General features: G+C 71.9%; 11 protein-coding genes. 6 read left to right on the top strand and 5 right to left on the bottom strand.

The annotated features are described in order from the left end of the window. The first annotated feature begins 76 nt into the window (after positions 1-76). A complete protein-coding gene (locus RUR49_RS12960) occupies positions 77-565 on the top strand; it encodes a GFA family protein (RefSeq protein WP_409147140.1) in 489 nt (162 codons plus the stop codon). Between the two features lie 24 nt (positions 566-589). Here RUR49_RS12960 and RUR49_RS12955 read toward each other — a convergent pair whose 3' ends face one another. Next, on the bottom strand, positions 590-1,012 hold the full coding sequence (locus tag RUR49_RS12955) for a carboxymuconolactone decarboxylase family protein (RefSeq protein ID WP_409146795.1): 423 nt from the start codon (positions 1,010-1,012) through the stop codon (positions 590-592). Then, positions 948-1,376 carry a MerR family transcriptional regulator gene (locus tag RUR49_RS12950; protein WP_409146794.1) on the bottom strand — a complete coding sequence of 143 codons (429 nt, stop codon included), beginning with the start codon at positions 1,374-1,376 and terminating at the stop codon, positions 948-950. The genes RUR49_RS12955 and RUR49_RS12950 overlap by 65 nt, the downstream gene beginning before the upstream one ends. 458 nt (positions 1,377-1,834) lie before the next feature. On the opposite strand from RUR49_RS12950, the gene RUR49_RS12945 reads away from it, so the two are divergent. The 3 genes from RUR49_RS12945 to RUR49_RS12935 are packed head-to-tail and all read left to right on the top strand — an operon-like array spanning position 1,835 to position 7,782. Further along, positions 1,835-2,647: an ImuA family protein gene (locus RUR49_RS12945; protein WP_409146793.1), complete on the top strand. Its 813-nt coding sequence runs from the start codon at positions 1,835-1,837 to the stop codon at positions 2,645-2,647. Continuing rightward, positions 2,598-4,307, top strand: coding sequence for a DNA polymerase Y family protein (locus RUR49_RS12940; protein WP_409146792.1), 1,710 nt, complete (start codon positions 2,598-2,600; stop codon positions 4,305-4,307). Before RUR49_RS12945 ends, RUR49_RS12940 begins: the two co-directional genes overlap by 50 nt. Before the next feature lie 13 nt (positions 4,308-4,320). Continuing rightward, complete coding sequence (locus tag RUR49_RS12935) at positions 4,321-7,782, top strand: error-prone DNA polymerase (protein WP_409146791.1); 3,462 nt, start codon at positions 4,321-4,323, stop codon at positions 7,780-7,782. Here RUR49_RS12935 and RUR49_RS12930 read toward each other — a convergent pair. After that, positions 7,776-7,907 carry a hypothetical protein gene (locus RUR49_RS12930; protein WP_409146790.1) on the bottom strand — a complete coding sequence of 44 codons (132 nt, stop codon included), beginning with the start codon at positions 7,905-7,907 and terminating at the stop codon, positions 7,776-7,778. The two genes, RUR49_RS12935 and RUR49_RS12930, sit on opposite strands and share 7 nt — an antisense overlap. On the opposite strand from RUR49_RS12930, the gene RUR49_RS12925 reads away from it, so the two are divergent. After that, positions 7,906-9,060, top strand: coding sequence for a sensor histidine kinase (locus RUR49_RS12925; RefSeq protein ID WP_409146789.1), 1,155 nt, complete (start codon positions 7,906-7,908; stop codon positions 9,058-9,060). The two genes, RUR49_RS12930 and RUR49_RS12925, sit on opposite strands and share 2 nt — an antisense overlap. Before the next feature lie 220 nt (positions 9,061-9,280). Further along, positions 9,281-9,973 (top strand): hypothetical protein, encoded by a 693-nt coding sequence (locus RUR49_RS12920; RefSeq protein WP_409146788.1) that lies wholly within the window; start codon positions 9,281-9,283, stop codon positions 9,971-9,973. An 88-nt stretch (positions 9,974-10,061) separates the two neighbouring features. Here the strand turns inward: RUR49_RS12920 and RUR49_RS12915 are convergent, their stop codons facing one another. Beyond that, positions 10,062-10,475, bottom strand: a complete 414-nt coding sequence (locus RUR49_RS12915) for a hypothetical protein (RefSeq protein WP_409146787.1) — start codon at positions 10,473-10,475, stop codon at positions 10,062-10,064. Between the two features lie 152 nt (positions 10,476-10,627). Beyond that, positions 10,628-12,691: a hypothetical protein gene (locus RUR49_RS12910; protein ID WP_409146786.1), complete on the bottom strand. Its 2,064-nt coding sequence runs from the start codon at positions 12,689-12,691 to the stop codon at positions 10,628-10,630. Between the last annotated feature and the right edge of the window lie 166 nt (positions 12,692-12,857).

Raw genomic sequence — 12,857 nt, 5'->3', positions numbered from 1 at the left:
CGACCGGCCCCCGCGAACGAAGCCGCCACCGCGGCGTTCGACTGGCGGGGGCATATCGACGAGGAGGTCGCCGATGATGACGCTCGAGGGATCCTGCCGCTGCGGCGCCGTGCGCTTTCGCGTGAAGAGCCACGCGCCGCAGCCCTACCAGCTCTGCTACTGCTCGATCTGCCGCAAGACCGCCGGCGGTGGCGGCTTCGCCATCAACCTGTCGGCGGTCGCCGACACGCTCGAGGTCGAGGGCCGGGAGGCGATCGGCGTCTACCGCGCCGAGATCGACCGCGGCGGCGGCCACTGCGAGACGAGCACTGGCGAGCGCAACTTCTGCAGGAGCTGCGCCAGCGCGCTGTGGCTCTACGACCCGACGTGGCCGGATCTCCTGCACCCGTTCGCGTCCGCCATCGACACCGACCTTCCGGTGCCGCCGTCGCGCACCCACCTGATGCTGGGCTTCAAGGCGTCCTGGGTGGTGCCCGACATCCGCGACGGCGACCTCGCCTTCGACGACTACCCCGAGCAGTCGATCGAGGACTGGCACCGCGAGAAGGGCCTGTGGCTGGACTGAGGGCCAAGACGGTCGTGTCGCCGGCTATCCCGCCCCGCGCTCAGCTGCTTCGGGAGGCTGCCGGGCGAAGACCTCCTTGCAGGCGAACAGGCCGTTGAGGGCGGCCGGGAAGCCGGCATAGACAGCCATCTGGATGATCACCTCGGTGATCTCCTCGCGGGTGAGGCCGACGTTCAGCCCCGCCTCGATGTGCACCTTCAGCTGCGGCGTCGCGTTGCCGAGCGCCGTCAGCGCCGCGATGGTGGCGATCTCGCGGGCCCTGAGGTCGAGGCCGGGGCGGCTGTAGATGTCGCCGAACGGGAACTCGAACAGGTAGGTGGCGAAGTCGGGGGCGATGTCGGCGAGGGCGTCGATGACCTTCGCCCCGGCTTCGCCATCGATGTCAGCGAGCGCGCGCCGTCCGCGCTCCAGCCGGCTTTCGCCGCCGTTCGTCTGTTGGTGCGTCATGGTTCTTCATCCTCGGTTCCGGACCGGCATAGCCGGCGATCTTGGTGTCGAGGACGAGAAGGCACGCCTGCAGGTCGGCCACGTGGAGGCGAACCCGCTCGCGATGCTGTTCCAGCAGGGCGCGGCGGTCGGCTTCCGTGCTGTCGCCGCGCTGCCGGAGCGCGGCGTAGCGCAGCATCTCCCGGATCGGCATGCCGGTCGTCTTCAGGCGGCCGAGGAAGTCGATCCAGACCAGGATGGAGGCGTCATAGTCCCGCTGGCGCGAGCGGTCCCGGTCGGCATAGGGCAGGAGCCCGATCCGCTCGTAGTAGCGGATCGTGTGGGCTGAAAGTCCCGTCTGCCGGGCCAGTTCACCGATCTTCATGCGCACCCGCTTCGTCACGACGCCCGGGAAGCTACGGGTTCGAGCGCACTCTCAGTCAAGAGCGTTTCCGTCCGCCGGGTCCTGCCACGCCCATCCCCACCTCCCGTCATCCCCCGCATTGACTCCCGCCGCCGGATGGCTTTTGATCGTGAACAAATAGGGAACAATCGAGAGGTCGAACCGTGCCGGGGGTCCGGGCTGCGGACAGGTTGGCGTTGCTGCGGCGTCGCATCGAGGAGATCGAGCGCGCTCCCGGAGCCGTGCGCAAGCCGCGCACCCGGGAGGGCGGTGCGGCGGCGCCGTCGGGGCCGGCGCAGCCGCCGCTCCCCCCCGGTGGCGGGACGGGTCCCGGGGATAATGAGGGACGCCGCGCTGGGGGCGGAGCGGGGATCACGGGTGGCGGCGAGGGGCCCGTCACCCGTGGCGCGGGCCGCACGGTCGGGACGCGGCCGCCGCTGGTGCTGGGTGCGGCGGCGGTCGATGCGGCGCTCGGGGGCGGGCTCGCCCGGGCGGCGCTGCACGAGGTCGCAGCGGCGCGGCCGGGCGATCCGTCGGCCGCCCTCGGCTTCGTCCTCGGCCTTGCGGCGCGGGCGGCGGCCTTCAAGGGGCGGGTGCTGTGGGTGGTCGAGGGGGCGGCGGCGGGCGAGGCCGGCGCGCTCTACGGCCCCGGCCTCGACGGCTTCGGGCTGCCGGCGCGGCGGCTCGTCGTGCTCGCGGTGCGCCGGCCGGTCGACGCCCTGTGGGCGATGGAGGAGGGGCTGAAGACGCCCGGCCTCGCCGCCGTCGTCGCCGAGTTCCTCGACGGCGGAGCCGTCGACCTCACCGCCAGCCGGCGGCTGTCGCTGGCGGCGGGGGCGGGCGGCGGGCTCGGCCTCATCGTCGCCCACCGGGGTGGGCCGGGGCCGTCGGCGGCGGTGACGCGCTGGCGGGCCGGCGCCGCCGCGGCAGCACCCGACCGCCACGGCGGCCTCGGCCCGCCGGCCGTGGCGCTCTCCCTGACACGCAACCGCCGCGGACCCTGCGGCGCCTTCATCATCGAGTGGGACAGCCATGCCGGACGCTTTGCCGATCTCGATGCCGCTCGCCCCGCCCTGGCGGGAGCCGGCTCTCCCGCCGCCGGCCGCCGGGACCACGGCGGCATTGCCCTCCGGGGGAGTCCCGGCGGGGAGCCTTTCGACGCCGGGTGCCCGGCGGCCGGCGCCGCCGGCGCGCACCCTGGCGGTGTGGCTGCCGCGGCTGCCGACCGACCGCCTCGCCCGCAGGCGGCGTGAGGCGGGGGCCGACGGACGGACGGCGGCGGGCCCTGGCGGCCCGGCGGCGGGCGGTGCCGGGCCGCTCGTCACCGTCGTGCGCGAGAAGGCGGCGCTGCGGCTCGCCGCCGTCAACGCCGCCGCCGCCGCGCTCGGGCTCGCCCCCGGCCTGGCGCTCGCCGACGCCCGTGCCCGCCACCCGGACCTCGCCGTCGCCGAGGCCGACCCGGCGGCGGAGCGGGCGCTGCTCACAGCCGTCGCCGACCTCTGCGACCGCTACACGCCGCTCGTCGCCCTCGACCCGCCGGACGGCCTCTTCCTCGACGTCACCGGCTGCGCCCATCTCTTCGGCGGCGAGGCGGCGATGGCGGCCGACCTCTCCGCCCGGCTTTCCCGCTTCGGCCTGACCGCCCGCCTCGCCGTCGCCGCGACGCCCGGGGCGGCCTGGGCGGCGGCGCGCTGCGGTCTGGAGGGCGGCGGAGCCTCCGACCGCGACCAGACCGGACATCCGTCGGCGGGCCGGGATCGAGACGGCCGGCAACCGAACCGCCGAGACGCTACCGACCCGGCCGCCGGCTGGTGCGTGCTGGCCTCGGGTGACGAGCCGGCGGCGCTGGCGCCGCTGCCGGTCGCAGCCCTCCGGCTCGCGCCGGCCACCATCAGTGCGCTCGGCCGCGCCGGGCTGACGTGCATCGGCGACCTCGCCGTCCTGCCGCGGGCGCCGCTCGCCGCCCGTTTCGGCGCCGGCCTCCTCACCCGCCTCGACCAGGCGCTCGGCCGCGCCGACGAGGCGCTGGTGTGGCGGCGGCCGCCGCCGGTCCACCTCGTCGAGCGGGTGTTCGCCGAGCCGATCGTGTCGGAGCGCGACGTGCTGCTCGCCGCCGAGCGCCTCGCCGCCCGCCTCGCCGAGACGCTGACGGCCCACGACCAGGGCGCCCGCGGCCTCGAACTGACGCTGTTCCGCGTCGACGGGGCGGTGCAGCGGCTGACGGTCGGCACCAGCCGGCCGCTGCGCGACCCCGCCGTGGTGCGCCGGCTCATCGCCGAGAAGCTCACCCGCTTGGTCGACCTCGATGCCGGCTACGGCTTCGACCGCGCCCGCCTCGCCGCTCTGGCCGTCGCGCCGCTGCCGCCGCAGCAGGCGGGCTTCGAGGCGGGGCTGGCCGACGGACTCGACGGCGGTGCGGACGCGGAGGAAGAACTCGCCCGCCTGGTCGACCGCCTCGCCGCCCGGCTCGGGGCGGAGCGGGTGACGCGGCTCGTCGCCGGCGACAGCCACCTGCCGGAGCGCGCCGGTGGCGCGGTGCCGGTGGTGGGCTTTTCCGAGCCTCCGCAGGCGGTCCTCGACCCGTCGCCGCCCGCCGACCTGCTGCAGCAGGACACCCGCCACCCGCGGCCGCCGCGGCTGTTCGTGCGGCCGGAACCGGTGGAGGTGGTGGCCGAGGTGCCGGACGGGCCGCCGGCGCGCTTCCGCTGGCGCCGCGTCGAGCACCGGGTGATGCGCTCGGAGGGGCCGGAGCGCATCGCCGCCGAATGGTGGCGCGACGGCCCGGCGGCGCCGACGCGCGACTATTTCCGCGTCGAGACCACCGAGGGCCGCCGTCTCTGGCTCTATCGCGAGGGCCTCTACGAGCGCGAGACGGTGCACCCGCGCTGGTATGTGCACGGGCTCTTTGCATGAACCGGCTCTTCGCATGAGAGAGCGCCCACCGGACCGGGACGCCCCGCATGCAGCCCTGCGCGAGCCCCCTCCGCCAAGCCCACCGGCCCCGCCGCGGGTCGCCTCGCCCGCCTATGTGGAGCTTGCGACCACCAGCAACTTCACTTTCCTCACTGGCGGCTCGCATCCGGAGGAATACGTCGAAGCCGCCGCCGAGCTCGGCCTCGCCGGCATCGGGCTCGCAGACCGCAACACGCTATCGGGCATCGTCCGCGCCCACACCGCGGCGAAGGAGAAGGGCGTGCGCTTCGCCGTCGGCTGCCGCCTCGGCTTCTCCGACGGCACGCCGGACGTGCTCGCCTACCCGGCCGATCGTGCCGCCTATGGCCGGCTGTGCCGGCTGCTGACGGCCGCCAACCTGAAGGGCGAGAAGGGGTCGCCGGAGCTCCGCCTCGACGACCTCCTCGCCGTCCTCGCCGAGGAGGAGGGGAAGGGGTCGCCAGGGGAGGGCGGCTGGGCAGGGGGCGGATCGGCAGGAGCCCCCGAGGCCCCGGCCCGGCCTCCAGCGGGCGCCGGCCTGCGGTTGATCGCGATGCCGCCGCCGCGGCCGGGTGCCGGCTTCGCCGCCCTGCTCGAGCGGCTCGCCGACGCAGCACCAGGGCGGGTGTGGGTGGGGCTGGCGATGGGCCGGCGCGGCGACGACGCACGCCGCGCCGCCCGCCTCGCGGCGCTGGCGGCGGCGCACCGGCTGCCGCTCATCGCCGTCGGCGACGTCGTCTACCACACCCCCGCCCGCCGGCCGCTGCAGGACGTTCTCGCCTGCATCCGCGAGGGCACGACGCTCGCCGCCGCCGCCGCCGGCCGCCGGCTCGAGGCGAACGCCGAGCGCCACCTGAAGGCGCCGGCGGAGACCGCGCGGCTGTTCCGCGCCTACCCCGAGGCCGTCGCGGAAACCATGCGCTTCCTCGCAGGCCTCACCTTCTCCCTCGACGAGCTGCGCTACGAGTACCCGGACGAGCTGCGCGCCGGTCATGCCACGCCGCAGGCGGCGCTGGAGGCGCGCACCGCGGAGGGAGCACGCGAGCGCTATCCGCGCGGCGTGCCGGAGAAGGTGGCGACCGTGCTCGCCCACGAGCTCGCCGTCATCGCCGAGCTCTCCTACGCTCCCTACTTCCTCACCGTCGACGACATCGTCCGCTTCGCCCGCGGCCGCGGCATCCTCTGCCAGGGGCGCGGCTCGGCGGCGAACTCCGCCGTGTGCTTCTGCCTCGGCATCACCGAGGTCGACCCCGCCCGCAGCGACCTCCTGTTCGAGCGCTTCATCTCGGCCAACCGCAACGAGCCGCCCGACATCGACGTCGACTTCGAGCACGAGCGCCGCGAGGAGGTGATCGCCTACATCTACGCGCGCTATGGCCGCGAGCGCGCCGGCCTCGCCGCCACCACCATCACCTACCGCACGCGCAGCGCCGTGCGCGAGGTCGGCAAGGTGTTCGGCCTCTCCGAGGACACGGTGGCAGCCCTTGCCGGCGCCGTCTGGGGCTGGTCGTCCTCCGGCGTGGCCGAGGCCGACGTGCGCCGCATCGGCCTCGATCCGGCCGACCGCCGCCTCGCCATGGTGATGGCGTTGACGAAGGCGCTGATCAGCTTCCCGCGCCACCTCTCCCAGCACGTCGGCGGCATGATCGTCAGCCGCGGCCGGCTCGACGAGCTGGTGCCGCTGACGCGCTCCGGCATGGAGAGCCGGCCGATCATCGAGTGGAACAAGGACGACCTCGAGGAGCTCGGCCTCCTCAAGATCGACATCCTGGCGCTCGGCATGCTGACGGCGCTCCGGAAGTGCTTCGCCCTCCTGCGCGAGCGCTACGGCCTGCCTGTGACGCGCATCTGCGACGTGCCCCCCGAGGACCCGGCGGTCTACCGCATGCTGCAACGGGCCGATTCCGTCGGCGTCTTCCAGGTCGAGAGCCGGGCGCAGCAGTCGATGCTGCCGCGCCTGAAGCCGGAGCGCTTCGAGGACCTCGTCGTCGAGGTGGCGATCGTCCGCCCCGGCCCCATCCAGGGCGGCATGGTGCACCCCTATCTCAAGCGCCGCGAGGGGCGGGAGAAGGTGGTCTATCCCCTCCCGGAGCTCGAGCCGGTGCTGAAATCGACGCTCGGCGTGCCGCTCTTCCAGGAGCAGGCGATGCAGATCGCCATGGTCGCCGCGAACTTCTCCGCCGCCGACGCCGACGGGCTGCGCCGCGCGATGGCGACCTTCCGGCATGTCGGCACCATCCATACCTTTCAGGAGAAGCTCTTCGCCGGCATGCGGGCCAAGGGCTATCCGGCGCAGTTCATCGAGGACCTGTGGAAGCAGATCGAGGGCTTCGGCTCCTACGGCTTCCCGCGCTCCCACGCCGAGAGCTTCGCCCTCCTAGTCTACGCCTCCGCCTGGGTGAAGTGCCGCTACCCGGACGTCTTCGCCGCCGGGCTGATGAACGCCTGGCCGATGGGCTTCTACGCCCCCGCCCAGCTCGTCCGCGACGCCGAGGAGCACGGCGTCGAGTTCCGTGCCGTCGACATCCTCCACTCCGACTGGGACCACACGCTGGAGCCGGGCGCGCCGGCGGCGCCGCGGCTGCACCGTCGTCACGCCGACATGGCCGGCGACATCGAAGCGGTGAACGCCGTGCGGCTCGGGCTGCGCCAGGTCGAGGGTCTCGGCGAGGCGCAGGGCAGGGCGCTTGTCGCCGCTCGCGGGACGGGCTTCGATTCCGTCCGGGACCTCTGGCTGCGGACGGGCCTCGCGCCCTCCGTGCTGGAGCGCCTGGCCGATGCCGACGCCTTCCGCTCCCTCGGGCTCGATCGGCGCGCGGCACTGTGGGCGGTGCGCGGCCTCGGGCGGGCCGGCGACAAGGACGACCTGCCCCTGTTCCGGGCGGTCAAGATGGAGGCGCGCGAGGCGGAGGTGGCGCTGCCGGCGATGCCGCTCGGCACCCACGTGGTCGAGGACTACCGCCACCTGAAACTGTCGCTGAAGCACCACCCGGTCGCCTTCGTCCGCCGGACGCTCGATGCACGCGGCGTGACGAAGAACGCCCGGCTGCCGGAGACGGCGCCCGGCCGGCGGCTGACGATCGCCGGCCTCGTGCTGGTGCGCCAGCGGCCGGGCACGGCGAGCGGCGTCGTCTTCATGACGATCGAGGACGAGACGGCGTGGGCGAACGTCATCGTCTGGCCGCGCGTCTTCGAGCGCTTCCGGGCCGAGGCGCTCGCCGCCCGCCTCGTCGCGGTGACGGGCAAGCTGCAGAACGAGCGCGGCGTCGTCCACCTCGTCGCCGACCGGCTGGAGGACCTCAACGTGCTGATCGACGGCATCGCCGGCGCCGGCGTCGACGCCGTCATGCAGTCGGACGAGGTCAAGCGCCCGCAGGATGAGCGCCGTGGCCCGCCGCGCCGGCCGTTCCGCGACGAGGCGGCAGCGGCCATGCCGAAAGGGCGCAATTTTCATTGAGCGGCAGCAAACGGGGCCGCACCGGCCGCCCGCCACGAAATCAACACACCGGTTACAGAAAGGGTGCGCGCGAAGGCCATGGTGCAACCTTCTTCCGATAACCCCTCGAAGACGAGTTCGTCCATGTCCGTCGCCGGGTCTGAACCCTCGGTCGCAGAGTTTGCGATGCGCCTCAGCCAGCAGAAGCTCGTGGCGGAGTTCGGGCTGTTCGCCATGCAGCAGGCGAACGGCCTCCACGACATCCTGCAGGAGGCGAGCCGCGTCGCCGCCGACGGCCTGCAGACGCGCTTCGCCAAGGTGCTGCAGCATCAGCCCGGCGAAGCGGACTTTCTCGTTTGTGCCGGCGTCGGCTGGCAGCCGGGGGTCGTCGGACACGCCCGCATCGGCGGCGATCTCGCGAGCCCGGCCGGCTACGCCTTCCGCACCCAGCGGCCGGTGATCTCCAACCATCTTTCCGACGAGGAGCGCTTCCGCACGCCGGAACTGCTCGCCCGCCACGGCATCAAGAGTGCCCTCAACGTGGTGATCCGCGGTGGCGATGCCCCGCCCTTCGGCGTGCTGGAGGGCGACAGCACCGACCGCCACGATTTCGGCGATCACGACTCCACTTTCCTGCAATCGCTCGCCAACACGCTCGCGGCGGCGCTCGAGATGCAGGCGCGCCAGGAGGCCCGCGACCGCCTGCTGCACGAGAAGGATCTCCTGATGAAGGAGGTCCACCACCGTGTCGAGAACAGCCTGCAACTCGTGCGCAGCATCCTCCAGCTGCAGGCGCGCTCCCAGACGTCCACGGAGGTCCGCGTCCAGCTCGAGGAGGCGGCCTCCCGCATCTCCGCCATCGGTGCCGTGCATCACCGGCTGCACGCCGGCGGCTCGGTCGAGACCGCCGACCTGCCGAGCTACTTCGACGGGCTGATGGGCGACGTCCGCCAGTTGCTGCCGGGTGACGATACCGCCCGACCGATCGCCATCGACAGCCCGCAGATCGCGCTGCCGGTGAACGTCATCACGCCGCTCGGCCTGATCACCATGGAACTCATCACCAATTCGCTGAAATACGGCAGCGGGCCGGTGCGGGTGACGATCCGACCCGTCGCGGGCGCCATCGAGGTGGCGGTCGTCGACGACGGGCACGGCTTCCCGGTCGAATTCGACCCTGCCATGAGCCGTGGGCTCGGCATGCGGCTGGTGAGGGCGCTTTGCCGACCCGCCGGCGGCGTCGAGATCGACCGCTCCGTCCCGCACGCGCGTGTCGTCGCACGCCTCGCGCTCGACTGATCGAGCCGTCGCGCCCGGTTCCGCGGGCCCGGCGGCGACCGGCCCGACATCCTGCAGTCCTGAAGTCGTGCCGGAAGTCGTCGTGCAGACGTCCGGCCGATATCTCAAGATGTTCGCCCAATGCCGAAAAAATGATGAGAGTCCGGCATCGCCGCGCCTTATCGTTCCGCCGCGCGCGAAGTAACTCGGTCACGAGATGATGCGCGTCGTGGAGGGGAATATGCGGACGAAGCATTTTGCACTTGGTATTTCAGCATGTCTCGGCCTGGCGCTGACAGCAGCGCCGGCGGCAGCCGACGCTGGCAAGACGGAAGCCGTCTATCCGTCAGGTTCCTCGGTCGCGCCGATGGGCGATTTCGCCTGGCTCGTGTCGAAGAACGCCGACAAGTACGACGTCGAGATCCTCGACAAGAACGGTGCGGTTCTCCAGAAGAAGACCTTCACTTCCGCCAAGGCCAAATGTAATCAGAAGAAGAACCTGGTCTGCCGCGCCCCCTTCGGCGAGGCGATCGATCCGAAGGCGGCGAGCTGGCGCGTCCGCGGCGTCGAAGGGTCGAAGAAGGGACCGCAGAGCGAACTCGCCTACTTCATCGTCGAAACCGACACCCCGCTGTGGGCGGTGGTCAACCCCGACCTGACGCTCGCCCGCGGCGCCGGTGTCGTCAGCGTCAGCAAGCAGGACGAAGGCCAGTCCGCCGTTCTCTTCGACCGGGACGTCTCGCAGTGTGCCTACACGGCGAATGTCGGCTTCGCCGGCGACACGGGAGTGCCCGACGACGGCGCGGTCACCGTCGTCGGCCTCAACGGCGAGCCCAATGGCGTCTACATCGCAACCTACGATCAGGCCGGCGCGTCGGTCGATTCCGGCTTCCACCTCGTCGTCACCTGCGGCGGCAGCGAGCCGCCCGTCTGAAGCCGGACATCGACACGGCGGCGCGCGGGCCAGGACCCGCGCGCCGCTCTCGCGGGCAGCCGCGTCCCGCCGCATCGTCGCGGATCCGTCAAGGCGCCCGCGCGCTCTCCGACAGCCCGCTCTCCTGGCCGGAGCGCTGCACGGCGGTGACGGCATAGGTGCGGCCGGCAGCGACGGGCGCGTCGTCCACGAAGCGTGTGGTCGTCGCGGCGACCTCGCCGAGCAGTGTTCGGCCGCCCGCCTCGTCGACTGCGTAGACGCGATAGGCGGCGACCGCCGGGTCATAGGCTGGCTGGCCGCTCCTCGCCACCAGCGGCGGCGGCGACCACGTCACGACGACCGCAGTCGCCTCAAAGGCCGCCCGCACCTCGACCGGCGCCGGCGGGAAGACGCGATGGTACTCGTCGACGGAGATGCCGCCGTCGGCCTGGGCGGTCGCGGGCACCAGCGCTGAAGCGAGGCAGACCCCGATCAGCGCCGCCGCCGTGGTTGCGGAGACCACCGGCCCGACTCCCGTCCGTCTCGCACGCTGCGCCGTCATGCCCACCGTCACGCTCCCACCTTTGCCGGTCACGACCCTCGCCCCGCGCGGCGGCGAAAACACGACGGCCGCGGGGGACGATGCCCCCGCGGCCGCGTTCGGCGTGCCGTGGCTCAGTTCTTCTGCTTCGACTTCATCGCCACATAGTCGTCCCAGCTGAGCTCCTTCAGGTCGTCGGGGCTCGTCATCAGGCTCTGCAGCGGCTCCTCGCCGGCGCCGATCTCGCCGCCGTCGTAGATGATGTTGTCCCACTCCGGGAAGCGGGCGCGCAGGATGCTCTGGACGCCGCTGTTGTTGAGATCGACCGCCACCGGGTTGTCGGTGTTGATGATGTTGTTGTTCCAGTCGATCTTGGCGTTGGCGCCCTGCGGCTTCGACTTCGACACGCCGGCGGAGAACCAGCGCGCACCATAGGGCCGGAGCGGCGCGTCGCCGCCCTGGCGGGTGAGGCCAGCCGTCTCGTTCAGCGCCGCCTCGTTGAGATCGTGCAGGTCGAAGCGCTCGTAGTCGAGTTTGGCGCCGTCCTTGTGCAGGATCCAGTCGAGCTGGTGGTGGTAGCTCATGATGGAGAGGTGGTTCGGCTTGTAGTTCTCGTGGTCGACACCGCCGTGGCGCAGGCCGAGATTGTGGCCGAGCTCGTGCATGATGGTGCCGGCGCGCTGGACGACGGTACCGGGATTGGACGGGAACAGCCCGAGCGTCTCGATGAAGTCGCTCGCCGGGATGCCGCGCGACAGGCCGCTGGAGCCGCCGCCGCTGTAGCCGTGGCCCGCGATCATGCGGTGATAGATGCGCCGCTCGGCTTCCGAGACGAGCGGGTTCATGATCGCGTCGAACTCGGTCCACACCGGGTTGAGGTCGGCGTCGTGCGGCACGCCGCCGAGGTTCCTGAAGTGGAGGGTGATGCCGGTGCTGCCGTCAGGATTGGTGACGGGCGCGTTCTTGAAGGACTTGGCGACGGCCTTCAGCACGGCCTTGCTCGGCTCGTGCGACACGGCCTCCGTCTCCGAGGCCTCCATCCACGCGTAGGCGATGAAGATGTCCTTGCGGTTCGGGTCCGCACCACGCTTGTGGATCGGCACGTCCACCTTGCCGTCGCCGTCGTGGTCGTAGCCGCTGGTCTCCCACGAATCGAGCAGGCCGTCGCCGTCGGTATCCTTGTTGACGTCGCCCTTCCCCGAGAGCTCGAACCAGGCGAAGAAGATGTTGTCGTCGTCAGACGGGTTGTAGGTGTCGACGAGGATCTTCGCCGTCTTGGCATCGAGGAACTTCAGGAGATCGTACATCTCGTCGTCGGTGCGGGTGTCGGTCGGCTGCGCGTTCGGGTCGACCGGGTTGGCCTTCGCGTCTCCGAGGCCACCGGCGGTGATCAGCGCGCCGTTCGCGAAGCTTCCATCGTCCTGGCCACCGGCCGACGTCGACAGCCGTTGGCCGTTGACGTCGATGGTGCTGTACTGGTTGGTCGGCTGGGCGCTGTAGGAGATGCCGAGGCCCATGTTGGCGAAGGCGCCGCGCGCCTTCGGGTCGATCGGCTCGGCAAGCGTCAGCTCGAAGCGGTCACCGGCGAGCTGCTGGCCACCGAACATCAGCACGACGGTGCGCTTCTCCGCGTCGCTCGGCGTTCGGAAGACGACAGCCAGCACCTCGCCGTCGATTGAAAAGTTGTTGACCGGCTCCGCCAGAGCGAAGTCGATGGTGCCTGCGCCGGCGGCATCCACCTTCGGCTTGACGATGTTGGTGACGTCGGCGAGCACGCTGTGGAAGAAGGCCGGGGTGAACTGGATATCGTTGTAGACGCCGTCGATCCAGGTCACCTTCTTGCCGTCGAGCGTGACGTTGTCGTTGCCGATGGTAACGACGCCGCTCGAGGCGGCCATCAGGAAGGCCTTCTCGACCACCGCGTCCTTGGCGGGCTTCTTGACGCTGACGACGTGGCTGAGATCGTTGCTGCCGGCGGCGTCGACGGACAGGCGGTACTTGCCGAACTTGCGATAGAACACCTCGAGCCCGGAGGCGGCGGTGATCGGGTCCGGCGCCTGCTGAACTGCGGCGGGAGCACCCTTGGCGGCCGGCGCGGTGCCGGGCGCGCTGCCTGCGAACGCAGTGCCGGCGAGCGCGGTGCCGGCGGTGAGGATGGCTGCGAGCGCCAGGAAATGGCGCGAACGGGAACGTGACATCAATGCCTCCTGTTGAATCGACGCGAGCGCCCCCACATCGTCTCCGGCGGAGACGATCGGCGCGTTGGCAGAAGTCTTCTTCGTCCGATGGCTTTACTGAGCACGAAGGCGCCACCCCCCTGGCGCCTATCGGTGCAGTCTTCCCCCCGTCTTCTTCTTGTCGTTC

Origin of the sequence: Pseudoxanthobacter sp. M-2 (assembly GCF_046156265.1) — a bacterium.
GTDB lineage: Bacteria > Pseudomonadota > Alphaproteobacteria > Rhizobiales > Segnochrobactraceae > CAMDHY01.
Note: the sequence above shows the minus strand (reverse complement) of the source record. Positions and strands in the feature narration are given on the sequence as shown.